This is a genomic window from Micromonospora sp. CA-259024 (genome assembly GCF_050936255.1).
Lineage (GTDB): Bacteria > Actinomycetota > Actinomycetes > Mycobacteriales > Micromonosporaceae > Micromonospora.
On the sequence record NZ_JBNJND010000002.1, the window covers coordinates 2745060 to 2768891 of the forward strand.

Annotated in this window: 22 protein-coding genes; 17 read left to right on the forward strand and 5 right to left on the reverse strand. The window is 71.4% G+C overall.

The features are described from left to right. Nucleotides 1-9 precede the first annotated feature (9 nt). Nucleotides 10-684 (forward strand): hypothetical protein, encoded by a 675-nt coding sequence (locus ACQEUX_RS32335; protein ID WP_433056523.1) that lies wholly within the window; start codon nt 10-12, stop codon nt 682-684. Nucleotides 685-733: 49 nt separating this feature from the next. On the opposite strand, the gene gabT is transcribed toward ACQEUX_RS32335, so the two are convergent. Both gabT and ACQEUX_RS32345 read right to left on the reverse strand, forming a co-directional pair. Then, nucleotides 734-2005, reverse strand: a complete 1272-nt coding sequence (gabT, locus tag ACQEUX_RS32340) for a 4-aminobutyrate--2-oxoglutarate transaminase (protein ID WP_433056525.1) — start codon at nt 2003-2005, stop codon at nt 734-736. A 3-nt stretch (nt 2006-2008) separates the two neighbouring features. Next, nucleotides 2009-3445 carry a gamma-aminobutyraldehyde dehydrogenase gene (locus ACQEUX_RS32345; RefSeq protein ID WP_433056527.1) on the reverse strand — a complete coding sequence of 479 codons (1437 nt, stop codon included), beginning with the start codon at nt 3443-3445 and terminating at the stop codon, nt 2009-2011. A gap of 141 nt (nt 3446-3586) precedes the next feature. On the opposite strand from ACQEUX_RS32345, the gene ACQEUX_RS32350 reads away from it, so the two are divergent. Continuing rightward, nucleotides 3587-5026, forward strand: coding sequence for an aldehyde dehydrogenase family protein (locus tag ACQEUX_RS32350; protein WP_433056529.1), 1440 nt, complete (start codon nt 3587-3589; stop codon nt 5024-5026). 14 nt (nt 5027-5040) lie between these two features. On the opposite strand, the gene ACQEUX_RS32355 is transcribed toward ACQEUX_RS32350, so the two are convergent. Further along, complete coding sequence (locus ACQEUX_RS32355) at nt 5041-6282, reverse strand: SUKH-3 domain-containing protein (RefSeq protein WP_433056531.1); 1242 nt, start codon at nt 6280-6282, stop codon at nt 5041-5043. Nucleotides 6283-6361: 79 nt separating this feature from the next. Here ACQEUX_RS32355 and ACQEUX_RS32360 point away from each other — a divergent pair, with 79 nt between their 5' ends. From ACQEUX_RS32360 to ACQEUX_RS32375, 4 genes are read left to right on the forward strand one after another with little or no spacing between them, the layout of a single operon-like run. Beyond that, nucleotides 6362-6784: a YbaB/EbfC family nucleoid-associated protein gene (locus ACQEUX_RS32360; protein WP_433056533.1), complete on the forward strand. Its 423-nt coding sequence runs from the start codon at nt 6362-6364 to the stop codon at nt 6782-6784. Further along, a complete protein-coding gene (locus tag ACQEUX_RS32365; protein ID WP_433056535.1) occupies nt 6781-7113 on the forward strand; it encodes a hypothetical protein in 333 nt (110 codons plus the stop codon). The genes ACQEUX_RS32360 and ACQEUX_RS32365 overlap by 4 nt, the downstream gene beginning before the upstream one ends. Before the next feature lie 15 nt (nt 7114-7128). Further along, on the forward strand, nt 7129-11178 hold the full coding sequence (locus tag ACQEUX_RS32370) for a toxin glutamine deamidase domain-containing protein (RefSeq protein WP_433056537.1): 4050 nt from the start codon (nt 7129-7131) through the stop codon (nt 11176-11178). After that, nucleotides 11162-11443, forward strand: coding sequence for a hypothetical protein (locus ACQEUX_RS32375; protein ID WP_433056539.1), 282 nt, complete (start codon nt 11162-11164; stop codon nt 11441-11443). Before ACQEUX_RS32370 ends, ACQEUX_RS32375 begins: the two co-directional genes overlap by 17 nt. Nucleotides 11444-11631: 188 nt before the next feature. Here ACQEUX_RS32375 and ACQEUX_RS32380 read toward each other — a convergent pair whose 3' ends face one another. Then, on the reverse strand, nt 11632-11922 hold the full coding sequence (locus ACQEUX_RS32380) for a hypothetical protein (RefSeq protein ID WP_433056544.1): 291 nt from the start codon (nt 11920-11922) through the stop codon (nt 11632-11634). Nucleotides 11923-12112: 190 nt separating this feature from the next. Here ACQEUX_RS32380 and ACQEUX_RS32385 point away from each other — a divergent pair, with 190 nt between their 5' ends. The 9 genes from ACQEUX_RS32385 (at nt 12113) to ahcY (ending at nt 21284) form a co-directional block, all read left to right on the forward strand. After that, entirely contained in the window at nt 12113-12328 is a 216-nt protein-coding gene (locus ACQEUX_RS32385; protein WP_433056546.1) for a hypothetical protein, read from the forward strand. A gap of 79 nt (nt 12329-12407) precedes the next feature. Beyond that, a complete protein-coding gene (gene nfi / locus ACQEUX_RS32390) occupies nt 12408-13112 on the forward strand; it encodes a deoxyribonuclease V (protein WP_433056548.1) in 705 nt (234 codons plus the stop codon). 207 nt (nt 13113-13319) lie between these two features. Then, on the forward strand, nt 13320-14363 hold the full coding sequence (locus ACQEUX_RS32395; protein ID WP_433056550.1) for a hypothetical protein: 1044 nt from the start codon (nt 13320-13322) through the stop codon (nt 14361-14363). Between the two features lie 70 nt (nt 14364-14433). After that, nucleotides 14434-15819, forward strand: a complete 1386-nt coding sequence (locus ACQEUX_RS32400; RefSeq protein WP_433056552.1) for a phosphomannomutase/phosphoglucomutase — start codon at nt 14434-14436, stop codon at nt 15817-15819. 61 nt (nt 15820-15880) lie between these two features. Continuing rightward, a complete protein-coding gene (locus ACQEUX_RS32405; protein WP_030490836.1) occupies nt 15881-16066 on the forward strand; it encodes a Trm112 family protein in 186 nt (61 codons plus the stop codon). Continuing rightward, complete coding sequence (locus ACQEUX_RS32410; protein ID WP_433056554.1) at nt 16063-17262, forward strand: SIS domain-containing protein; 1200 nt, start codon at nt 16063-16065, stop codon at nt 17260-17262. Before ACQEUX_RS32405 ends, ACQEUX_RS32410 begins: the two co-directional genes overlap by 4 nt. A 67-nt stretch (nt 17263-17329) precedes the next feature. Continuing rightward, nucleotides 17330-18337, forward strand: coding sequence for a cation diffusion facilitator family transporter (locus ACQEUX_RS32415; protein ID WP_433056556.1), 1008 nt, complete (start codon nt 17330-17332; stop codon nt 18335-18337). 3 nt (nt 18338-18340) lie between these two features. Then, nucleotides 18341-19504 carry a mannose-6-phosphate isomerase, class I gene (manA, locus tag ACQEUX_RS32420; protein WP_433056558.1) on the forward strand — a complete coding sequence of 388 codons (1164 nt, stop codon included), beginning with the start codon at nt 18341-18343 and terminating at the stop codon, nt 19502-19504. 280 nt (nt 19505-19784) lie between these two features. Then, nucleotides 19785-21284 (forward strand): adenosylhomocysteinase, encoded by a 1500-nt coding sequence (gene ahcY, locus ACQEUX_RS32425; protein WP_433056560.1) that lies wholly within the window; start codon nt 19785-19787, stop codon nt 21282-21284. Nucleotides 21285-21374: 90 nt separating this feature from the next. On the opposite strand, the gene ACQEUX_RS32430 is transcribed toward ahcY, so the two are convergent. Next, entirely contained in the window at nt 21375-21533 is a 159-nt protein-coding gene (locus ACQEUX_RS32430) for a hypothetical protein (protein WP_433056562.1), read from the reverse strand. Between the two features lie 168 nt (nt 21534-21701). Between ACQEUX_RS32430 and efeU the strand changes: the two genes are divergently transcribed. Both efeU and efeO read left to right on the forward strand, forming a co-directional pair. Further along, a complete protein-coding gene (efeU, locus tag ACQEUX_RS32435) occupies nt 21702-22661 on the forward strand; it encodes an iron uptake transporter permease EfeU (RefSeq protein WP_433056564.1) in 960 nt (319 codons plus the stop codon). Between the two features lie 22 nt (nt 22662-22683). Beyond that, on the forward strand, nt 22684-23817 hold the full coding sequence (efeO, locus tag ACQEUX_RS32440) for an iron uptake system protein EfeO (RefSeq protein ID WP_433056566.1): 1134 nt from the start codon (nt 22684-22686) through the stop codon (nt 23815-23817). Nucleotides 23818-23832 lie beyond the last annotated feature (15 nt).

The window sequence follows — 23832 nt, forward strand, 5'->3', positions numbered from 1 at the left end:
GTGACGGCGATGAGGGTGCAGCGCAGGCACGTGCTGGCGGCGACCGTGGCGGTGCTCGCCGCGGCGGGTGTGGCGGTGGGGACGAGCTTCGGGTTCGCCGACACCGCCCCGGCGCGGTCGTCCGTCTGCTCCGGCTCGGTCACCTTCTCGGCGGAGGGTGGGGCGCCTGCGGCGACCAGCGACCGGTTCCCGGTGGGGACCCGGCTGCGGGTGACCAACCTGGACAACAACCGGGCGGCCACGGTGACGGTGACCGGCCCGTCGGGGAGTTGCGTGCTGCTCAACGCCACCGCCATGGAGCTGGTCCGGGAGCCCGGGAAGAACGTGATCCGCCGCAACGTCGTCGAGCGCCTCGACGGCGCGGCACCGCCCGTCGGCGCTCCGGCCCCCGGCACGGTCCGCCCCGGCGCCGCGTCGCCGGGCGCATCCGGACCGGCGCCCCGCTCGGCGTGCTCGGGAGCGATCACCTTCTTCGAGGAGGCGGCCGGGCCGGCGGCGACCAGCGGGCAGTTCCCGGTGGGCACCCGGCTGCGGGTGACCAACCTGGACAACAACCGGGCGACGACGGTGACGGTGACCGGCCCGTCGGGGAGTTGCGTGCTGCTCAACTCCGCCGCGATGGACCAGATCCGCGAGCCGGGCAAGAACCTGGTCCGCCGCAACACGGTCGAGGTGCTGCGCTGACACTGCCGTCGGGAAGGGGCACCTCGTGACGAGGTGCCCCTTCCCTCGGTCAGCCGAAGGCGGCGTCGAGGATGTCGGCGCCTCGGGTCAGGTGGGCGTCGGAGATCACCAGCGGGGGCAGGAAACGCAGGACGTTGCCGTAGGTGCCACAGGTCAGGGTGAGCAGACCAGCGGCGTGACACGCGGCCGAGATCGTCGCGGTGGCGACCGGGTCAGGGGTCAGCGTGCCGGGCCGCACCAGCTCCACGGCGAGCATCGCGCCGCGACCGCGTACCTCGGCGATCCGGGGGTCCCGCTCGGCGACGGCCCGCAGCCGGGGGGCCAGCACGGACTCGATCCGGCGGGCCGCGGCGGCCAGGTCCAGCTCGTGCATGGTCTCGATGGTCGCCAGCGCGGCGGCGCAGGCGATCGGGTTGCCACCGTACGTGCCGCCGAGCCCGCCGACGTGCACCGCGTCCATCAGCTCGGCCCGGCCGGTCACCGCCGCCAGCGGCAGGCCACCGGCGATGCCCTTGGCCAGGGTGACCAGGTCGGGCTCGACACCCTCGTGCTGACAGGCGAACCAGTCGCCGGTACGGCAGAAGCCGGTCTGGATCTCGTCCGCGACGAACACCACCCCGGCCGCCGTCGCCCAGGCTCGCAGCGCCGGTAGGAAACCCGGCGCGGGCACCACGAAGCCACCCTCACCCTGGATCGGCTCGATGAGCAGCGCGGCGACGTTCTCCGCACCGACCTGCTTCTCGACCATCTCGATCGCCCGTGCCGCGGCCTCCGCACCAAAGAGCCCACCGTCGCGCAGCGGGTACGACATCGGTACCCGGTAGATCTCCCCGGCGAACGGCCCGAACCGGTGCTTGTACGGCATGTTCTTCGCGGTCAGCGCCATGGTCAGGTTGGTCCGGCCGTGGTATGCGTGGTCGAAGACCACCACCGCCGGTCGTCCGGTGGCGTGCCGGGCGATCTTGACGGCGTTCTCGACCGCCTCGGCACCGGAGTTGAACAGCGCGGAGCGCTTCTCGAAACCGCCCGGCGTCAGCGCGTTGAGCTGCTCGCACACCGCCACGTACGACTCGTACGGCGCGACCATGAAACACGTGTGGGTGAACCGCTCGACCTGCGCCCGGACCGCCTCGACCACCTTCGGAGCGGAGTTGCCGACGCTGGTCACGGCGATGCCGGCGGCGAAGTCGATCCACTCCCGGCCGTCGACGTCGGTGAGCGTCCCGCCACCCGCGCTGTCCACGTAGGACGATATGGCGCTGCCGACGCCCCGGGCGACCGCACCACCACGCCGCTTGTGTAGCTCGTCAGATGTGGTCATGGGTCAGCTCTCGATGTTGTGCATGACGTGCTTGATCCGGGTGTAGTCCTCCAGGCTGTAGACCGAGAGGTCCTTGCCGTGCCCGGAGTGTTTGAAGCCGCCGTGCGGCATCTCCGAGACGAACGGGATGTGCGTGTTCACCCAGACGCAGCCGAAGTCCAGTCGCCGGGTCATCCGCATCGCCCGGCCGTGGTCCCTCGTCCAGACCGACGCCGACAGGCCATAGTCGACGCCGTTGGCCCAGCGCACCGCCTCGTCCTCGTCGGCGAAGCGCTGCACGGTGATGACCGGGCCGAACACCTCGTCCTGAATGATCTCGTCGGCCTGGCGCAGCCCGGAGACCACGGTGGGCGAGTAGAAGTAGCCGCGCTCACCCTGCCGGGAACCACCGGCCTGGATCGCCGCGTGGTCCGGCAGCCGGTCGACGAAACCGCTGACCCGGGCGAGCTGGTTGGCGTTGTTCAGCGGGCCGTAGAGCACGTCGGCGTCGTCCGGGGCCCCGGTCTTCGTGTTGCGGGCCTGCTCGGCGAGCGCCGCCACGAAGTCGTCGTGGATGCCCGGACCGGCCAGCACCCGGGTGGCCGCCGTGCAGTCCTGCCCGGCGTTGAAGTAGCCGCCCACCGCGATGGCCTCGGCCGCCGCCGCCACGTCCGCGTCGTCGAAGATCACCACCGGGGCCTTGCCGCCCAACTCCAGGTGGGTGCGCTTCAGGTCGGGGGCCGCCGCGGCGGCGACCTCCATGCCCGCGCGGGTCGAGCCGGTGATCGACACCAGCTGCGGGGTCGGGTGCGACACGAGGGTACGACCGGTGTCCCGGTCACCGCAGACCACGTTGAACACGCCCGGCGGAAAGAACTCGGCGGCGATCTCGGCGAGCAGCAGCGTCGACACCGGCGTGGTGTCCGACGGCTTGAGCACCACCGTGTTGCCGGCGGCCAGCGCCGGGGCGACCTTCCAGACCGCCATCATCAGCGGGTAGTTCCATGGGGTGACCTGGGCGCAGACACCGATGGGCTCGCGCCGCACGTACGAGGTGTGCCCGGCCAGGTACTCCCCGGCGGACCGTCCCTCCAACATCCGGGCCGCGCCGGCGAAGAACCGGAACTGGTCCACCGCCGGGGGAAGTTCCTCCTCGGCGGTGAGCTGGCGTGGTTTGCCGGTGTTACGGACCTCGGCGTCGACCAGCTCGGCCGCCCGCGCCTCCACGGCGTCGGCGAGCTTGAGCAACGCCCTCTGCCGCTCGGCGGGGGTGACGTCCCGCCAGCCCTCGAAGGCGGTGGCGGCGGCGCTCATCGCCGCGTCCACGTCGGCGGCGCCGGAGACCGGGGCCTGGGCGAACACCTCGCCCGTGCAGGGGTCGATCAGGTCGGCGTAGCCGCCATCGGCCGGGTCGACGTAGGAGCCGTTGACGAAGTTGCGCAGCTGTTGCTGGTCACTCATGACGGGATCACTCCGAGGGGCCGGGGGTGCACTCTGCGGCGGTTATCGCAATCTGTCTGCCATCTTCGCTACTGAATTCGCGGCAGACAAGGGTTCCGGCGACTGTTTCCGTCGACTGCTCTCTCGTCTACGCTGCTCGACGTGGAGCCCGCAGCCTTCTATGTCGCCTCCCGCCCCGCCTCCGGCGAGGGGGAGCTGACCGTCCACCACCCCTACGACGGCCGCCCGGTGGGGCGTACCACCCTCGCCACGAGCGACCAGGTCGAAGCCGCCATCGCCGCGGCCGCCAGGGTGGCCGCGCAGGCCGCGGCCCTGCCCGCGCACGCCCGCACGGCGGCCCTGGACCACGTGTCCCGGCGCCTCGCCGAGCGCGCCGAGGAGGTCGCCGCCCTGATCACCGCCGAGAACGGCAAACCGCTGAAATGGGCCCGCGCCGAGGTCGGACGGGCCGTCTCCACCTTCCGCTGGGCCGCCGAGGAGGCCCGCAGGTTCTCCGGGGAGTTGCAACGACTCGACACCGACCCGGCCGCCAGCGGGCGGATCGCGCTGGTCCGGCGGGTGCCGAAGGGGCCCGTCCTGGGCATCGCGCCGTTCAACTTTCCGCTCAACCTCGTCGCCCACAAGGTGGCGCCGGCCATCGCCGTCGGCGCTCCGATCATCGTCAAGCCCGCGCCCGCGACGCCCCTGTCCGCGCTGCTGCTCGGTGAACTGCTGGCCGAGACCGACCTCCCGGTCGGGATGTTCTCGGTGCTGCCGCTGCCCAACGAGCGCGCCGCCGAGCTGGTCGCGGACCCCCGGCTGCCGGTGGTGTCGTTCACCGGCTCCGGGCCGGTCGGCGCGGCCATCCGCCGCCAGGTGCCGGAGAAGCACGTGACGCTGGAGCTGGGCGGCAACGCGGCTGCGGTGATCTGTGCGGACTGGACGTCCGACGAGGACCTCACCTTCGCCGCGCAGCGCATCGCGATGTTCGCCAACTACCAGGCCGGCCAGTCGTGCATCGCCGTCCAGCGGGTGTACGTGCACCACACGCTCTACGCCGAGTTCCTGCCCCGGCTGCTGGCGGCGGTGGGTGGGCTGCGTACCGGAGACCCCACCTCCGAGCTGACCGACGTCGGGCCGATGGTGTCCGAGGACGCCGCCCGGCGCGTCGAGACGTGGGTGGCCGAGGCGGTCGCGGCCGGCGCCACCATCGAGGTGGGCGGTGCCCGCGACGGCGCGACGTACCCCCCGACCGTGCTCACCGGCGTGCCGGCCGACGCCAAGGTCGTCGCCGAGGAGGTCTTCGGGCCCGTGCTGGTGGTCGCCCCGGTCGCCGACGACCAGGCCGCGTTCGGCGCGGTCAACGACTCGGCGTACGGGTTGCAGGCCGGCGTGTTCACCCGGCGCCTCGACGTGGCCTTCTCCGCCGCCCGGACCCTGGAGGTGGGCGGGGTGATCGTCGGCGACGTGCCGTCGTACCGCGCCGACCAGATGCCGTACGGCGGGGTCAAGGGCAGCGGCGTCGGCCGGGAGGGGCTGCGCAGCGCGATGGACGACTACACCGAGCCCCGGGTCATGGTGCTGACCGGCCTCGCGCTCTAAGTCGGCCTCGCGCTCTAGTCGGCCTGCCAGGTGCCGTCGTCGCGTACCCGGGCGGGGGCGCGACCGAGCAGCAGAGTGGTCAGCGCGGCGTCGATGGTGTCGCCGAGGAACCACTCGCCGGCCTGGTCGAGCGCGAAGACCCGGCCGCGCTCGTCCACCGCCAGGATGCTGTCCTGCTGCTCGGTGCCGATGGGGAAGAGTCGTACGCCGAGCACCGCGCCGAAGTCCGCGAGTGTGTCGGCGGTGTGCGCGATCACGTGCGGCCGGATGTCGAAACGGGAGATCCACACCTGCTCGCCCCGGCCGCGCCGCGCACCGACCAGGCTGGGGAACGCGGTCAGCGCCTCCACGGCGGCCGGAAAGACCGCGTGCTGATGGGTCAGCCCCGACACCGCGGTGACATCCCGTACGGCCGCGGCAGCCATGATCTGGTCCCCGATGTGCGGTCGCCACCCGGCGGCGACCAGCGCGTTGGCGACCTCCGGTGGGAAACGCCCCGGATCCGGGTCGGGCTCTTTCGGCGCGCGCCAGGTTGTGGTGTAGGCCCGAGCCGACTCCGGCAACACGTTGGCGCGCACCAGGAAGGCGATGCACGAATCGCACGGCCGATCGGCGGGACCACCAGCTGGATCACCCGGCTCACGGATCCGGAAGATCTCGAACCGGGCGCCGTCCAGCAGTGCCGCTGCCTCGGCCCGACCCATCGGCGCGATGCCCTCGGCGGCCCGGCGGTGATCGTATTCGTGCAGTACGTCGGAGACCACGATCAGCTCGGCATGAGCCTCGCCGCCGCGGACCAGCTCGCCGGGCGGCAGCTGGTCCAGGTAGGTGCGGACGAGCGGGTGATGGTTCAGTGGGACGTCGCCCTTGGCGCCCTGGGCCGTCCAGATCCGCCCGTCGATGGTCAGATGCGCGGCGGTGTTCGGGGTGGGTAACCGATGGATCTCCCGAACCAGCAGACTCGACGGATCGACAGTGCGGGGAGCGGTCGGCCCCTCGGGCTGGCTGCGGCGGTACATCTCCGCCACCACCGTGCTCGGCACTCGGGGCCAGGTGGTGACCTTGCCGGTCTGCTTGTCGATCACGGTCGTCGGCAGGTCACCGGGGACCGTCCGTACTTCAGTGGGCACGACGGATGTGATGACGAAACCGAGGTCGAACTCGTCGACCATCGCCGTGCACTCGTGGCCGAGGCGCTGGGAGTCGCGGCGGGCCCAGGTGGCCGCAAGCTGCTCGGCCTGTTGACGGTCGATCACGCACTGAAACTACCGGACCACACGGATCGATGGCGGCCGGTATGGTTTCGCTCTACCGACGGTGACGGGAGGAGCGGCGGTGAGCGAACAGGTGGACCGCAGCGCCAATCGCGAGCTACGGGCCCGGTTCGACGACGTGTACGGGCAATACCAGCAGCTCAGGTCCGGTTTGGACAACCTGCAGGCGCGTCTCGCCGAGCTACGGGTGACCCGGCTGTCGGCCGACGGGCAGGTGACGGCGACCGTCGGCGCCCAGGGCCAGGTGATCGCGGTCGAGCTGACGCCGGCCGTCTACCGGGACCGGGACGCCGAGGCGCTCAGCCGAAAAATCACCGAAACGGTTCGCGCCGCCGCGACCGCCGCAGCAGACGCCACCCGCGCCCTGGTCGCCGAGAGCATGCCGGCCGGCTCCGGGTCGGTGGATTTCCTGCGTACCGGAGATTTCGCCGCACTGCTCGGCCGGGCCGACGCGGTGCTCGGCAGGGGTGAGGGGAAGGCATGACCGACGGGCAGCTCTGGCTCGATCCGTTCCGGGCCCGGCGGGGCGGTGCCGACCTGGCACTCGCCGGTGAGGCGGTGACGGCCCGTCGAGCGGCCGAGGGTGGTGCGATCGAGACCGCCAGCGGTGGCCGGCCATGGGGTCGCGACGACATCGGCGACGTGTTCGAGCGCAACTACCGCGGGTTCGAGCAGACCGTGCTGCGGGCCTGGGCGGGCGTCGGGCACCGGCTCACCGAGCTGGGCGGCGACGTGGTCAGCGCGGTCGACGCGAGCGTGCAGACCGACGGGGCCAGCGCCGCCCGGTTCGGTCGGGCCGCCGACAAGCGCTGACGGCTGGCGATCCCGATGAGCGTGCTGCCCAGCCCGATTCCGCACCCACTGGACTTCGCTCCCTGGGACGTGCCGGGCTGGATCTATGAAGCCCTCGACTGGGTGGTCGGCGTGCAGTGGCCGGAGGGAAACGAGCGGGCCGTCTGGGACGTCGCGGACCAGTGGTACGCCGTCGCCGCCGTGCTCGCTGGTCCGTACGCCGATGCCGCTGCGGCCGCCGCCGAGGTGCACAGCGGGTACGGCGGCGTCGGGGCGGTCGACGCCGCGTTCGAGGCGGCCTGGCGGGGGATCGCCGAGGGTGCCGACGCCCCGCTGCCCGTGCTGCTCGCGGTCACCGCCGACCTGGGCCGGCTGGTCGAGGAGTGCGGCTGCGACATCGAGGGCGCCAAGCTGGAAGTCTGGATCGAGCTGGGCATCCTGGTCATCGAGCTGCTCTCGGTGGCGGTGGCGGCGGTGCTCACCGCCGGGGCCGCGACCCCGGCCGCCGGAGCGGCGATCACCGCGACCCGGCTGCTGGTCCAACAGATCTTCAAGCGACTGATGGGCCAACTGGCCAGCAAATCCCTCAAGCAGGGGCTCAAGGAGGCCGGCGAGCGGGCCGCCAAGGAGGTCGCGCGGGGTGGCGTGCGGGGGCTCGCCACCCGGGCCGCCCGTGGCGGGCTGGAGGAGGCTGCCGAGGAGAGCGGTGTCACCCTGGCCACGCAGGCGTACCAGAACTCCACCGGGCGGGCGCACGGCCTGGACCTCACCGACCTCGGCGCGTCAGCGGTCGGCGGGCTCGCCGGCGGGGCGGTGGCGCCGCTCGCCGGCCTGGGCCGGCACGCGACCGGCCGAGCGGCACGGGTGGGGGAGCACCTGGGGCGGGAGATGACCGGCGAGGTGCTCGCCGACAGTGCCGCAGGCCTCGCCACCGGGCAGGGCCTCACCTCGCTGGAGGACGTGGCACGCGCCGCCGCTTCCGGGGCCACCGGTTCGGCGACGGCGCAAACCGACCACGCGTTGCGCGCCCGGCTCGACGCGCAGGCCAACGCCCTCGCCGGAGCATCGCTCGCCGGTCCCTCCCTCCCCTCCGTGGCTCCCGTCGCGGGCGATTCAGCTTCCGAGGTGGCGTCCGCTGCTTCGGGCGCGTCTTCTTCAGCGGGCCCCGCGTCTGCGGCGGGCTCACCTGCGGCGGGCTCACCTGCGGTGGCCACGAGTGCGGCGGCCTCGATCGGGGTGGCTTCGGCCGGGGTGGCTTCGGTGGAGGTGGGTTCGGTCGGGGTGGGTTCGGTCGGGGTTGCTTCGTCTCCGGGCGTTCCGGCGCAGGCGACGGCGGCCGTGGTCACGTCGCCGACCGACCACGGGCCGCCGCTACGCGCCGAGCCCCCGACGTACTCGGGTGGCGATCTGTCACCGGTTGCCGAGCTGCCGCCGTCGCCGCCGGTCGCCTCCTTGTCCGACGTGGACGGTGGTGGCCGTCCGATGCCCGTGTCCGAGACGCCGTCGCCGGACGAGCCGCTGGCGGGCCGGCCCGCCACATCGCACCCGGACACGCCCGACCCCACGCTCTCGTCGACGGCAACCGATCCGACGCTCTCGTCCGTTGCCGCACCCGTGACCCTCGAACCGACACATGCGCCCGCCGCCGGTGCCGCCCAGGGCCACCCGAGCAGCTCGCCACACGCCACCACCACCGGCCCGACCGCCTGGTCTCCGTCAGTTGGCATACCAGCACCGACGACCATCCCCGGCCCGCCGGTCACGTTCGCTGTCCCGAGCACGACCAGCGGCACGCCGCCGGCGGTCACCTCCACCCCACCGGTGGTGGGCCGATTCGCCGTGCCATCGCACGTCCCGACACGCGAGACGCTCGCGCCGGTGCGAGCGCCCGAGCATCCGGCCCGGGGCAGGGCGTCGATCCCCGTCGACGTGGCGGCGTTCGGCGATCCGTCGGTGCCCGAAACCGAGACCAACGACTCGTACGCGGCCCGGTGGGCGGCCGAAGCGGAAGCCGCCGAGCGGCGGCGCTACCAGGGCCACTACGAGTCGCAGCGGACCGGATTCGAGAACAACCGCCGGCAGTCGGAGGTCACCCGACTGCGCGCCCGGGCCGCGGAGCACGACCGCCGGGCCGTCGAGTACGCCACCTACGCCCGACAGTTGCACCAGGCAGGCAACCGGCAGTGGGCCGACGGCTGGCAGCGGGCCGCGAACGACGAGACCCGCGCGTACGCCCAATGGCGTGACCTGGCTGACGCGGTGCTGACCGGAGCCACGGCGCCCCCGGTCGTGGACATCGGCGCCGCCTTCGAACACGCGAACAGGGACGTGGGCGCGCTCGCGCTCGGCGCGGTGGAGACCTCCGGCCCGTCACGGCTCACCGGCGACGACGTTCCGCCGCCGATCGACGACTCCCGACCGTACGGACGGCCCGGAGGGCTGCGTCCACCACTCGCCCTGCATCAGGTCGACGTCGAACGACAGATGCCCCGCGAGTCGGACGGCACCGTCGCCCGCACCGCTGACCCCCGACAGGGCGGCTGGTTCCGGCTTCTCAACGACGGCGGGCCTGCGGCCGACGCCACCCGGGGCATCAACTGCCTGGACTGCACGCTGTCGTTGTTCGAGACGTGGGTGCACGGGCGGCCACGGGTGTCGGCGCCGCGCACCTTCGACGGCTACCTGGACGGTAACATCCGGCGCCCGATCCGTGGCGAGGTGGGCGGCCCCGGTCGCGTGGAGGACGTGACCGGCGGGCGCTTCCAGCAACTCCTCACCCCGCCGTCCGGCCAACACCCGCACGCCGAGCAGGCGCGGCGGGACGCCGATCGGGGCTACCGCAACCTGCACGACCAACTGCTGCTGGGAGGCCACGGCAGCTACGCGTTCCTGGTCACCGAGTGGCCACACGGTGGTTCGCACGCCTGGGTCGCGCTCAACCAGAACGGCACGGTGCTCTACGTGGACCCGCAGAACGGCGTGGTCCGGGACCGGCCGTTGTACCCCGATGTGGTCGGCATCGACGCGCTGGTGCTGAGCGGGGACGGCCGCCCGATGCCGCTCGGCGGGCTGCCCCGGGGCCGGTTCAGCGAGCGGCCCGACCTGCCGGACCACCCGCCCGCGCACGACGACGGCGGCCACGGCGATCCGTACATCAACCGGATGTACCTGCTGCTGGACGGCCCAGGTTCAGCGGGTGTCGGCGATGGCGGGGCCGATTCGAGCGGTATCACTGGGCCAACTTCAGATCTTGCCCAGCTCACGACTTCCGAGTTGGCGGCGCTGACGGAGGTCCGCGAGCGCGCTCTGGGTACCGCCGACCGGGTCGAGAATGCCCTGGCTCAGGTGGGGCAGAGCGTCTCCGACGCGCTCGGCCTAAGTGATCCAATTTCACTACGGGGCCGCGAGTTTCGCGTCAAAAGTCTCGAATCGCTGGCACGGAAGTACCTAGACGAGGCGCGCGTTGCTATCACCGACGTGACGGACTTTGTGGCGAGCGTCAATGACGTCCTGAGGTTCTGCTTCGAAATGCCATCGGGTGGGCACTACAGCAGGGCTGTCGACCTGGTCCTTGGCGGCCTCGTTGAAGCCGGTTTCTCCGTACCGGAGTCGGAGTGTAAGAATTTCTGGCGGCAGGGCAACAGATTCTACGGGTTCAACTGCACTCTTCGTTCGCCTGACGGAATGCTGATCGAGTTGCAGCTCCACACGCCGGTATCGCGACAAGTGTGGCTGGCTACCCATGAGGAATATGAGGTTCTGCGCCGTCCATCACACAGTTCCGAACGACGAGTTCATGCACTTCTGCGGATGCTCGGTATGAATCGCGAGCGTGACCTTCCTGATTCCCTGCCGCTCGGATTGGATTTTCGTTTCCCAGCCAAGGATGCCACCTTCGCCAAGTGGATTAGTCAGAACACTGACGCTTGGCAGGAGTACTGCGCCTGGTTGACTCGCCACGACAGAAGCCTCTCGCAAGTTGTGCGGGACTTCGGGCTAGGGTCGCGTGACTTCCCTGTAGCGCCGCACGTCGCTGAAGAGTTGGAGCAGGAGATTGTTGAGTTACTACGTGATCTACCCGATTGATGGACAAGGGGGGCCAGCAGGACTCTTTGTCATGGATGCCGGGCTGGGCCACGCCGTTCTTTGGGATCATCGCGCTCGGGAATGGGCCTATGACCCGGGGCTCGTCGTGCGTTTCCTCGATGACTACCGGAACGTGGACCGCTACAAGAACGTCAACCGTGCCGCCGCTGAGTCAGTAGCCGAGACCGTCACTGGCGGTGAGAAGCTACCGGACGAGAGTTCAATTCGTGCCATGTTCAGGAGGCATGGCAGTGGGGATCGCTGATGTTTCCTCTGACCTTCGCAGTGTGCGCTCGATGCCCAGGGGCTCCTTGCCGTCATTCGCGGAATCCGGCAGCGGACGTTCGTGATGTTCGAGGAACAGCTCCGAGCGGCCGGTGATCCTGGTGCCGACCCCGATATTGCGAGAGCGGAGTAGGCGTTGCTCCGCGAATGGATCGACGGAAGGGTGCGTCAGTGTTGACCGAAGGACTGGATGCTCGGTTGGTTCGGGCGCAGGAGCGTTACGAACTGGCGGTCTTCGGCGGCGACGCGAAGCCGCTGGACGAGGCGGAGCGGGATCTCGCGGCGCTGGACGCGGATGTGGCTCTGGCGCGGGGTCGGGTCCTGCACGCCCGCTTCCTGGACACCGGGCTGGAGGACGCGGCGGAACTGCCGCTCTTTGAGCGGGCGGCCGGGCTGTACCGCGAGTTGGGCGACGCCCGTGGCGAAGGCGAGTCGCTCTTCTGGGTGGGCACCGTCCACCAGGTGATCCGACAGGACCAGGCGGCCGCTGGCCCGGCCTTTGCCCGGGCACGGGAGTTGGCTACCGCGGCGGGGGACGAGCTGACCCTGTCGTACGTGCTGCGGCACCTCTGCTTCGGTGAGCAGGCTGCGGGTCGCGTCGACGCGGCGCGGGAGGTGATCACCGCAAGCACGGGGGTGGGCAGCACGGTTGCTGACGGAGTCGACGCGGCTGCGCCGGAAGTTGTCCTTCACTCCGGGGGTCGCGGCGAACCTGATCGGCTTGGCGGACCTGGCGGTCAGCGACGGCGATCGGGAATCCGCCCGCGAGTTGCTCGACGAGGCGGCCGGGCTCGCTGCCGGCAGCGGTGCGCACGGGGTGCGCCGGTGGATCGAGGAGGCCCGCGAAGAGTTGGGCCTTGCCTGATTGTGGGTCTCCGCTCACACCGATGATGTTCCACACCGGAACAGGGATGTCGGGGCATCCGGGGCGGTCGGATAGCCCGATGTCCGCGATGTCGAGTGGATCATGGCGGGAGGTGGCGGTGCCGGGCACGGTGGCGGAGGCGGTGGCCGTACAGGAGGAGTTGCGACCGTTGGTCGACCTGGACGGGCCGGGGCCGAGTTTGCCCGCGACGGTGGCTGGCCTGGACGTCGCGTACGACCAGGGTGGTGATCTTCTGGCGGCGGCCGTGACGGTGCTGGATGCCCGCACGCTGGCCGTGGTGGACTCCGCGGTCAGCGTGGGTCGGCCCGCGTTCGGCTATGTGCCCGGGTTGTTCGCCTTCCGGGAGTTGCCCGCGCTGCTCGCCGCACTGGACCGCCTGACCATCCTCCCGGACCTGCTGGTCTGCGACGGGCACGGGCTGGCCCATCCGCGCCGGTTCGGGCTCGCCTGTCACCTCGGGGTGGTCACCGGGCTGCCCGCGATCGGGGTGGGGAAGACGCCGCTGGTCGGGACGTGGGATCAGCCGTCCGCCGAGCGGGGCGCCTGGTCGCCGTTGCGCGACGGCGGCGACGTGGTCGGCCGGGTGCTGCGAACCCGGGACGGGGTGAAGCCGGTCTTCGTGAGCGTCGGCCATCGGATGAGCCTGGACAACGCGACCACGCAGGTGCTCGCGTTGACGCCGCGGTACCGATTGCCGGAAACCACCCGCACCGCCGACCGACTCTGCCGCGACGCCCTCGCCCGCGCGCAACGGCCCGACTGATCGCCCCGCACGAGCCCGACTCATCCCTCGGGCCGAACCCTCCGACCGGACGGAACAGCCCGACCAGAGAGGCTTAGCAGCAGGTCGGCGGGCCGGGTCGTAAACCGTAACGCGGCACACATGCGGGCCGCTCTATGACCGGTGGTGTGGGTGGGCCGGTAGTAGCCTGACCCGCGGACCCCACCCGGGGAGAACGGTGAGGTAATCATGACGGTGCGTCGACGCGCGGCACGACTCGCGGCGGTCTGCGGTCTGGTGGGCGGCCTGGTGATGCTCGGTGCGTCGCCGGCGCTGGCCGACGACGACTCGGTCCGGGTGAGTTCGGCCAGCAGCTTCACCGCCGGCGGCTCCCCGCAGGGGGCGAGCGTCGGGGTGCGCAAGCGCTCCGACGGGTGCGTCCTGTTGCGTACGGCGCTGGCTCTGCGCCTTGAGGGTCTCGAGCCGGACCAGGTGACGGTCGAGGTCAACGCGGGCGGGCACTGGTTCCCGGTGGCCGTCACCGGCGGTGGGGGCAGTGTCGCGACCGCGCAGACGTCGCCGACGAAGCCGACCCTGTGCAAGGGCAAGGGCATCACCGTGCGGTACCGGGTGGCGTTCGCCGCGGGTGCGCCGGGTGGACGGCTGGTCGTCACCGGCGTGGGTGTCAGCGCGCAGGGCCAGGAGTTGGGTCGAGGCAGCGACTCGGCGCGGGTGACCGGCGCACGGGTCACCCCGTCACCGTCGAAGTCGCCGTCGGCCACTCCGAGCCCGACCGAGGCCGCGACCGAAGCGGTGAACCCGGCGGCGCTGGGCGTGTCCGCCGCGCCGGACACCACGGCGACCGCCGCCGAATCCTCCGGTGGCGGATCACCGGTGATGTTCTTCGGCATCGTGATGGTGGCGGTCGGGTTGCTGCTCATCGTGCTGCTGGTCCGTCGTTCGCGACAGGATCGGACGCCGTCCGACGAGGCGCCCGGCACCCTGCCGGGCAACCCCGGCGGCACCACCTACCGCGCCGGCGGTGGGTCGCCGGCCGCCCCCGGTCGCCCTGGTCAGGTGTACGGCCAGCAGCCGCCGTCCGCCGGTTGGGGTGCCGTGCCGTCCCCGCGCCCCGCCGCAGGCGGGGTCTACGGTGCCCGGCCGGTCAGCCCCGGTCCGGCCCCGGAGGCGACGCAGCCCATGCCGGGGGCACCCGCGACCCGGCCGCTGCCCGAGGATCCGCCCGCCGACGGTGGCGGCCACACCGTGTTCATGCCCCGGCTCCCCGGCTGAGCGAGGCTCGGCCCGGACCCTCCGTTAGGCTCAGGATCGGTGTCCAACTTACGGCCAAGGAGCGGAACACGTGTCTGATCTGTCCCAGATTGTGAAGGCGTACGACGTCCGAGGGACGGTGCCGGACCAGTGGGACGAACGGGTCGCCGAGGCGCTGGGAGCCGCATTCACCCAGCTGCTCAACTCCACCGACGAGCCGGGCGACGCCGTCGTCGTCGGATACGACATGCGAGCCACCTCGCCCGGACTGGCCGCCGCGTTCGCCGCCGGCGTACGGGCCGAGGGGCGCTCGGTGATCGAGATCGGGCTCGCGTCCACCGACCTGCTCTACTTCGCTTCCGGCTCCCTCGACCTGCCCGGCGCGATGTTCACCGCCAGCCACAACCCCGCGCAGTACAACGGCATCAAGATGTGCCGCTCCGGTGCCCGCCCGATCGGCCAGGAGAGCGGTCTGGCGGAGATCCGCGAGCGGGCTCAGGCCCTACTGGACTCGGGCGAAACCCGCCCGGCCGGTGAGCCGACCCGGCCGGCCGAGCGGCGTGACCTGCTCCCCGACTACGCCGGCTACCTGCGCAAGCTGGTCGACCTCTCGGGCATCCGACCGCTCAAGGTGGTCGTCGACGCCGGTAACGGGATGGGCGGCTTCACGGTCCCGACCGTGCTGGGCGACGCCGCCCTGTCGCCGCTGCCGCTGGAGATCGTCCCGCTCTACTTCGAGCTGGACGGCAGCTTCCCCAACCACGAGGCCAACCCACTGGATCCGGCGAACCTGGTCGACCTCCAGCGCGCGGTGGTCGAGCACGGGGCCGACATCGGGTTGGCCTTCGACGGTGACGCCGACCGGTGCTTCGTGGTGGACGAGCGCGGTGAGCCGGTGTCGCCGTCGGCGATCACCGCCCTGGTCGCCGCGCGTGAGCTGGCCAAGCACCCGGGTTCCACGGTGATCCACGGTCTGATCACCTCCAGCGCGGTTGCCGAGATCATCCGTGAGCACGGTGGGCAGCCGGTCGTCGCCCGGGTCGGGCACTCCTTCATCAAGGCGGAGATGGCCCGCACCAACGCCGTCTTCGGCGGCGAGCACTCCGCGCATTACTACTTCCGGGACTTCTGGTTCGCCGACACCGGGATGCTCGCCGCGATGCACACCCTGGCCGCGCTGGGCGAGCAGTCGCTGCCGCTGTCCGTGCTGGCCGGCGAGTACGAGCGCTACATCGCCTCCGGCGAGATCAACTCGACGGTGACCGACCAGGCGGCGGCGGTGGCCGAGGTGCGAGCCGCGTACCCCGACGCGGTGGCCGACGAGATGGACGGGCTGACCCTGCGTTTCCCCGATGGCGCCTGGTTCAACCTGCGCGCCTCCAACACGGAGCCGCTGCTGCGGCTCAACGTCGAGGCGCCCACCCGGGATCGGATGGTCTCTCTCCGGGACGACGTGCTCGACCGCGTTCGCCGATAAGATCGCCTGCGCCGGTCGGCACCGCCGCCGGTGAAGCCGCACACGTGGAAGGAGCCGTGCCATGGCCCTGGATCCGCAGTTGCTCGAGATTCTCGCCTGTCCGGACACGCACCACGCCCCGCTCACCTACGACGCCGAGGCGCAGACGTTGACCTGCACGGAGTGCGGCCGGATCTTCGAGGTCCGCGACGACGTGCCGGTGCTGCTGCTCGACGAGGCGCGCGGCGGCCCGGGACAGCCCTCATGATCGACGGCACGGCAGGGGTCAGCGGACGTCGCGATGCCGACGAGGCGCTGCTCGACGACCCGGAGGCGCTGGCCGAGCGCGACCCGGGCGGCATGCTCCGGCACACGGCATCGGCCGGTGCGCAGGTGCGCGAGAGCGCCGCGCTGGCTGCCGAGGCGAACCTGGCGGTGCTCGCCGACGACGGGCGGCCCCGAGCCGTGGTGATCGCTGGCATCGGCACCGCCGGGCGGACCGGGGACGTGCTGGCCACGGTCGCGGGGCCACGCTGCCCGGTCCCGGTCATCGCGCACCGCAGCACCGGCGTACCCGGTTGGGTGGGTGCGGCCGACGTGGTGATCGCGGTGAGCGCGTCCGGCCGTAGCCCGGAGGCGCTCGGCGCCGCCGAGGCCGCGCACCGGCGTGGTGCCCGGCTGGTCGCCGTGGGCGCCCCCGACTCGCAGTTGCAGTCGATCGCCGAGCAGGCCCGGGCACCGTTCATCCCGGTGCCCCGGCGCGCCCCGGCCCGCGCCAGCCTCTGGGCGCTCACCGTGCCGGTCCTGCTCGCCGCCCGTTCCCTCGGGCTCGTGAAGGTCAACGAGGCGGACCTGGCGGAGACCGCGGCCCGGCTCGACGCGGACGCCGACCGCTGCCGGTCCGCTGCGGAGTCCTTCGTCAACCCGGCGAAGTCACTGGCCCTGGGCCTGGCCGGCTCCATTCCGATCGTCTGGGGCTCGTCCCCGCTGGCCACCGTGGCCGCCCGCCGGTTCGGCGACACCCTGTCGGCCAACGCCCGCTACCCGGTGGTCACCGGAGCGCTCGGTGAGGCCGGTCGGGGCCGGGTCGGGTTGCTCGACGGCGTTTTCGGTGGCCTGGCCGAGGGGGAGCGGGACATCTTCGCCGACCCGACGGACGACGACGACGGCGAGGGCACGCGGCTGCGGCTGGTGCTGCTGCGCGACGGCGGGCTCAACGCCGAGGACGACACCGACGAGCCCCTCGCGGTCGAGGAGCGTCGCGCGGACGCGGTGCAGACCCTCGCCGAGCGCCGCGGCGTACGGTGCGACGTGGTCACCGCCGAGGGCGGCTCCGCCCTGGAGCGGCTGGCCTCGCTGATCGCGGTCCCGGATTTCGCCTCGATCTACCTTGCCCTGGCCCACGGGCTGGACCCGATGGCCGTACCGGCCATCACCGAAATGAAGGAGCTGTCGAACCAGTGAACGAACGTAGGGGGCGGCGCGGCATGCGTGGACCGGTCGGCTTCGTACGCCGAAGCGGAGCGGTGGCATGAGCGCCAACGGTGGGACGAAGGCGATCGTCGCCGCCCTGCTGGCCAACATCGGCATCGCCGTCACCAAGTTCATTGCGTTCCTGCTCTCCGGGTCGTCGTCGATGCTGGCCGAGTCGGTCCACTCGGTCGCCGACTCCGGCAACCAGGGCCTCCTGCTGCTCGGCGGCAAGCGGGCGAAGCGCGCGGCCACCCCGGAACACCCGTTCGGGTACGGCCGGGAGCGCTACATCTACGCGTTCATCGTGTCCATCGTGTTGTTCAGCATCGGTGGCCTGTTCGCGCTCTACGAGGCGTACCACAAGTGGGACCACAAGGAGGGCATCAAGTCCTGGCACTGGCTGCCGGTCGTCGTGCTGGTGGCGGCGATCATCATGGAGTCGTTCTCCTTCCGGACCGCCATCAAGGAGTCCAACCACGTCCGGGGCAACCAGTCCTGGGTGCGTTTCATCCGTCGCGCCAAGGCGCCGGAGCTGCCGGTCGTGCTCCTGGAGGACTTCGGCGCGCTGGTCGGCCTGGTGTTCGCCCTGTTCGGTGTCGGCATGACGCTGATCACCGGCAACGGCCGGTGGGACGCCGCCGGCACCGCGATGATCGGCATCCTGCTGGTCGTCATCGCTGTCGTGCTGGCCATCGAGACGAAGAGTCTGCTGCTCGGTGAGGGTGCCGAGGCGTCCGAGGTGGCCGCCATCGAGCGAGCCGTCACCGACGGCCCCGAGGTGGAGCGGATCATCCACATGAAGACGCTCTACCTGGGGCCGGAAGAGCTGATGGTGGCCGCGAAGATCGGCGTGTCGGCGCACGAGAGCGCTCACGACCTGGCGCGTGGCATCAACACCGTGGAGGCGCGGATCCGCGCGGCGGTGCCGATCGCCCGGGTGATCTACCTGGAGCCGGACGTGTACAGCGCCGCCGCCGCCGAGGCCGGCACCGGCGCCGCCGCCGACACCGCCGTGCCGCAGCCGCAGGATGCGTCAGGCGAGGCGACCGGGCGGCCCGGGGACTGACCGGTGGAACCTCTGTACGGGCCGATCCGGGACTACGCCTGGGGGTCCCGCTCGGCCATTGCCCTCCTGCAGGGGCGGCCGGTGCCCAGCGCCGGTCCGGAGGCGGAGCTGTGGTTGGGTGCCCACCCGGGCGCCCCGGCCAGCGTGGACCGTGCCGGTCTGCGGATGAGCCTCTGCGACCTGGTGCGTGACGAGCCGGGGCAGTGGCTCGGCGAGCGGGTGTCCGAGCGGTTCGGCAGCCGGCTGCCGTTCCTGCTCAAGGTGCTCGCGGCCGATGCGCCACTGAGCCTGCAGGCACACCCGGACGCTGAGCAGGCCCGGGCCGGCTACGCGGCGGACGCGGGACGCCCCGAGGGGGAGCGCAACTACTCCGACCCGCACCACAAGCCGGAACTGCTGGTCGCGCTCACCCCGTTCGAGGCGCTGTGCGGTTTCCGGGACCCGGCGGAGTCGGCCGAGGCGCTGGCCGCGTTCGGCGTACCGGAGTTGACGCCGGTGGTCAGCGCGTTGCGGGCCGGGCCGGAGGGGCTGCGGACGGCGGTGCGAACGCTGCTCGGCTGGCCGGTCGCGGAACGCGGCGAGTTGCTGGGTTCCGTGCTGGCGGCACCGGCCGACGGGCCGGACGCGGAGCTGGTCCGCCGGCTGGCCAAGGCGTACCCGGCCGATCCGGGCGCTCTGGTCGCGTTGCTGCTGCACCACGTGCGGCTGACACCGGGGGAGGCGATCTGGATGCCCGCGGGCAACCTGCACGCCTACCTGAGCGGTTGTGGCGTGGAGATCATGGCGGCCAGCGACAACGTGCTGCGCGGCGGTCTGACCCCGAAGCGGGTGGACGTCGACGAGTTGCTGCGGGTGCTGCGTTTCGAGGTGCTCGACGATCCGGTGCGCGCCGCGCAGCCGGTCGGCCCGGCTGTGGACTGGTGGCCGGTTCCGGTGGACGACTTCGCGCTGCACCGGGTACGCGTCGGTGCGGCGGTGCCGTCGGTCACGCTGCCGCTGCCCGGTCCCCGGGTGGTGCTCTGCGGTGGCGGCTCGATCACCGTGGACGATGGTGCGGGCGCGTTGACGCTCGTGTCCGGCGAGGCGGCGATCGGTACGGCGGCCGGCGAGCCGCTGCGGATCAGGGGAGCTGGCGAGGCGTACGTGGCGACCTCCGGTTTGCGGTGACGCTGACACTGTCGGGCCGACACAAGTCCGACTTTTCCGGAATAGCTTGACGGCGCCCTGGCCGAGTGTGACTCTATGAGTACGCAGCGTTATCGCGACGACGGTCCGAGAACGTGCGGGGAACCAAACCGGGGGGATGCACGGGGCGGGCGGGACGTGGGCGGGTAACTCCGTCCATCACCGACCGTCCCGTGCGCTGTCTGCGGACCGTCCCCCGACGCCCGTCGTCAGCGGGCGTAAGGTGGAGGATCGGCGCAGACATCGTTCGACAGGAGCTTTCATGACCAGCACCCTCCCGGCGTCCGCCAGCGGTACGCCGTTCGAGGTTCGGCCGAGCACGCTCGCCGAGGGCGACTTCAAGGTGGCGGATCTGTCGCTCGCCGAGTTCGGGCGCAAGGAGATTCAGCTCGCCGAGCACGAGATGCCCGGCCTGATGGCGATCCGTCGGGAGTTCGCCGAGGTGCAGCCGCTCGCCGGCGCGCGGATCACCGGCTCGCTGCACATGACCATCCAGACCGCCGTCCTGATCGAGACGCTGGTCGCGCTCGGCGCGCAGGTCCGCTGGGCGTCCTGCAACATCTTCTCGACCCAGGACCACGCCGCCGCGGCGATCGTCGTCGGCCCGAACGGCACGCCTGAGGCGCCCGCCGGCGTCCCGGTGTACGCCTGGAAGGGCGAGACCCTGCCGGAGTACTGGTGGTGCACCGAGCAGGTGCTCGCCTGGCCGGACGGGCAGGGTCCGAACATGATCCTCGACGACGGCGGTGACGCCACCCTGCTCGTCCACAAGGGTGCCGAGTTCGAGCGGGCCGGGGCGGTCCCGCCGGTGGAGTCCGCCGACTCCGAGGAGTACGGGGTCATCCTCGAGCTGCTGCACCGCTCGCTGGCCGAGGACGGCCAGCGGTGGACCCGGATCTCCGCCGGCATCAAGGGCGTGACCGAGGAGACCACCACGGGCGTGCACCGGCTCTACGAGATGCACCGCGCGGGCACCCTGCTCTTCCCGGCCATCAACGTCAACGACTCGGTGACCAAGAGCAAGTTCGACAACAAGTACGGCTGCCGGCACTCGCTGATCGACGGCATCAACCGGGCCACCGATGTGCTGATCGGCGGCAAGATGGCGGTCGTCATGGGCTACGGCGACGTGGGCAAGGGTTGCGCCGAGTCGCTGCGTGGCCAGGGCGCCCGGGTCGTGGTGACCGAGGTGGACCCGATCTGCGCGTTGCAGGCCGCGATGGACGGTTACCAGGTCGCCACCCTGGACGACGTGGTCGAGCAGGCCGACATCTTCATCACGGCCACCGGCTGCTTCGATGTCATCACCAACGAGCACATGGCCCGGATGAAGCACCAGGCCATCGTCGGCAACATCGGCCACTTCGACAACGAGATCGACATGGCCGGCCTGGCCAAGCGCTCCGACGTCGAGCGGGTCAACATCAAGCCGCAGGTCGACCTGTGGCGGTTCGCCGACGGGCACGCCATCATCGTGCTCTCCGAGGGCCGCCTGCTGAACCTGGGCAACGCGACCGGGCACCCGAGCTTCGTGATGTCGAACTCGTTCGCCAACCAGACCATCGCCCAGATCGAGCTGTTCACCAAGACCGAGGAGTACCCGATCGGCGTCTACGTGCTGCCCAAGCACCTGGACGAGAAGGTGGCCCGGCTGCACCTGGGCGCGCTCGGCGCCAAGCTGAGCACGCTGACCAAGGAGCAGGCCGCCTACCTGGGCGTCTCCACGGAGGGTCCGTTCAAGCCGGACCACTACCGCTACTGATCGACACCTCCGGACCGGGTCGGCTGTTCGCAGCCGGCCCGGTTCGTCGTCCCCGCCTCTGGACCGGGTGCTCGGCCCGGCTTCTGCGGGTCAGCCCGAACGAGGGCCGCGGCGGGCGGGGCGGAACCACGTCCATATGCACCAGGCCAGCCAGCCGACCGACACGACGGTGGCCAGCGCCCGCAGGCGCAGAGCGCTGAGCAGCAGCACCACCGCCAGCACCGTCAGCCACGGCAGGAATCCCTTCACGGCGGGGATCCTTCCACAGCCGAACGGAGGCTGTCCGCCGTCGGGCGGTCGGAGGACCTGTCGTGCGCGAGTGAGCTTGTCGTGCACGACTTGACGAGGGCCTTGAGCAGGGAGGAAGGTATGCCTGCCCTAAGTTGGCTGAGGCGTGCCTAATGACTCGGAGATCGGATGTTCGCCACCTACCTGATCGGCCTGCGGGAGGGCCTGGAAGCCACCCTGGTGGTCAGCATCCTGGTCGCGTTCCTGGTGAAGTCGCAGCGCCGGGACCGGTTGCCCCAGGTCTGGGCGGGCGTCGGCCTGGCCGTGGCGCTCTCGGTGCTCTTCGGCTGGCTGATCGAGTACACGTCGACCTCGCTGCTGGCCCGCTCCGAGGACCGGGAGTTGTTCGAGGCGATCACCTCCGTCGCCGCCGTCGTCTTCGTCACCTGGATGATTTTCTGGATGCGCCGGGCCGCCCGGAGCATCGCCGGTGACCTGCGGGGCAAGCTCACCGAGGCGCTGGCCGTCGGGTCCCTCGCGGTCGCCGGCATGGCTTTCCTCGCGGTGATCCGGGAGGGCCTGGAGACCGCGCTGATCTTCTACTCGGCCGCCCAGGGTGCCGCCGGCGACACCGGGCCGCTCCTCGCGTTGATCGGCGGCATCGCCACTGCCGTGGTGCTCGGCGTGCTGCTCTACGCCAGCGCTCTGCGGATCAACCTCACCAAGTTCTTCACCTGGACCGGCGCGCTGCTGATCCTGGTCGCCGCCGGCATCCTCAAGTACGGCGTGCACGACTTCCAGGAGGCCGCTGTCCTGCCCGGCCTGAACAACCTGGCCTTCGACATCACCAGCGTGCTCGACCCGAGCACCTGGTACGCCGCCCTGCTCGCCGGCATGTTCAACGTGACGCCCGCGCCCACCGTGCTGGAGACGGTGGCCTGGGTCGGGTACGCCGTGCCGGTCCTTCTGCTCTTCCTGCGCCCGACCCGCCGCAGGCCGGCACCCGTCGTGGCACCGGTCGGGTCCGTGCGTGAGGCGGCCCCGACGACCGGCGCGAGCGACACCGCGACCACCCCCACCACCGTCACCGAGCGCGGGGCCGACACCGGCGCCGAGGCCGAGGCGGCGTCCACGCCGCAGCGTGCCTGACCCACGAGGAGAGACAGCTCAGATGCGTAGCACCCAGTTTTTCGCGCTGGCCGCTGCCGGCGTGCTGGCGACGGCCGGTGTGGCCGCCTGCTCCGACTCCGACAAGGGTGACCCGGCCGCTGCCGGCGGCCCGATCGTGGTCAAGGCCAGCGACACCGCCTGCGAGGTCGGCACGACCGACCTGAGCGCCGGCACCGCCACCTTCAAGATCACCAACTCCGGTGCGAAGGTGACCGAGTTCTACGTGTACGCCGACGGCGACCGGGTGCTGGGCGAGGTGGAGAACATCGCCCCCGGGCTGAGCCGTGAGCTGCACGTGGAGTTGCCGGCCGGCACGTACCAGACGGCCTGCAAGCCCGGGATGAGCGGCAAGGGCATCCGGGGGGCGCTCAAGGTCAGCGGGTCGGCGCAGCCGCTCACCGCCGACGCCGCGTTGAGTGACGCCACCGACAACTACCAGCGCTACGTCAAGAGCCAGACCGTCGCACTCCTGGACAAGACCGAGGAGTTCGTCGCCGCGGTCAAGGCCGGCGACGTGGCGAAGTCCAAGGCGCTCTACCCGGTCGCCCGCACCTACTGGGAGCGGATCGAGCCGGTGGCCGAGATCTTCGGCGACCTCGACCCCAAGATCGACGGCCGGGAGGAGGTCATCGAGGAGGGGATGGAGTTCACCGGCTTCCACCGGATCGAGAAGGACCTCTGGCAGTCCGGCGACATCAGCAAGGACGGCCCGATCGCCGATCGGCTGCTGGTCGATGTCAAGGAGATCGTGGCCAAGGCCAACGCCGAGAAACTCTCCCCGCTGCAGCTCGCCAACGGCGCCAAGGAACTGCTCGACGAGGTGGCCAGCGGCAAGATCACCGGCGAGGAGGACCGCTACTCGCACACCGACCTGTGGGACTTCGCCGCCAACCTCGAAGGTTCCAAGGCCGCCGTGTCGGCCCTCCGCCCGGCGCTCGAGCAGCGCTCGCCGGAGTTGGTCAAGCAGTTGGACACCGAGTTCGCCAACGTCGAGGCGCTGCTCGGCAAGCACCGCGCCGGCGACGGGTGGAAGCTGCACACCGCGTTGAGCAAGACCGAGCTGAAGGAGCTTTCCGACGGCATCAACGCGCTCGCCGAGCCGATCAGCAAGGTCGCCGCGACCGTCGCCAAGTGACCGGATGGCAGAGAG

What these genes read in the sequence shown, in the direction of transcription:
- ACQEUX_RS32335 (WP_433056523.1), top strand. Translation starts at nt 10, where the DNA reads ATGAGGGTGCAGCGCAGGCACGTGCTGGCGGCGACCGTGGCGGTGCTC.
- gabT (WP_433056525.1), bottom strand. Translation starts at nt 2,005, where the DNA reads ATGACCACATCTGACGAGCTACACAAGCGGCGTGGTGGTGCGGTCGCC.
- ACQEUX_RS32345 (WP_433056527.1), bottom strand. Translation starts at nt 3,445, where the DNA reads ATGAGTGACCAGCAACAGCTGCGCAACTTCGTCAACGGCTCCTACGTC.
- ACQEUX_RS32365 (WP_433056535.1), top strand. Translation starts at nt 6,781, where the DNA reads ATGACCGACGGGCAGCTCTGGCTCGATCCGTTCCGGGCCCGGCGGGGC.
- ACQEUX_RS32370 (WP_433056537.1), top strand. Translation starts at nt 7,129, where the DNA reads ATGAGCGTGCTGCCCAGCCCGATTCCGCACCCACTGGACTTCGCTCCC.
- nfi (WP_433056548.1), top strand. Translation starts at nt 12,408, where the DNA reads ATGTCCGCGATGTCGAGTGGATCATGGCGGGAGGTGGCGGTGCCGGGC.
- ACQEUX_RS32395 (WP_433056550.1), top strand. Translation starts at nt 13,320, where the DNA reads ATGACGGTGCGTCGACGCGCGGCACGACTCGCGGCGGTCTGCGGTCTG.
- ACQEUX_RS32405 (WP_030490836.1), top strand. Translation starts at nt 15,881, where the DNA reads ATGGCCCTGGATCCGCAGTTGCTCGAGATTCTCGCCTGTCCGGACACG.
- ACQEUX_RS32410 (WP_433056554.1), top strand. Translation starts at nt 16,063, where the DNA reads ATGATCGACGGCACGGCAGGGGTCAGCGGACGTCGCGATGCCGACGAG.
- ACQEUX_RS32415 (WP_433056556.1), top strand. Translation starts at nt 17,330, where the DNA reads ATGAGCGCCAACGGTGGGACGAAGGCGATCGTCGCCGCCCTGCTGGCC.
- ahcY (WP_433056560.1), top strand. Translation starts at nt 19,785, where the DNA reads ATGACCAGCACCCTCCCGGCGTCCGCCAGCGGTACGCCGTTCGAGGTT.
- efeU (WP_433056564.1), top strand. Translation starts at nt 21,702, where the DNA reads ATGTTCGCCACCTACCTGATCGGCCTGCGGGAGGGCCTGGAAGCCACC.
- efeO (WP_433056566.1), top strand. Translation starts at nt 22,684, where the DNA reads ATGCGTAGCACCCAGTTTTTCGCGCTGGCCGCTGCCGGCGTGCTGGCG.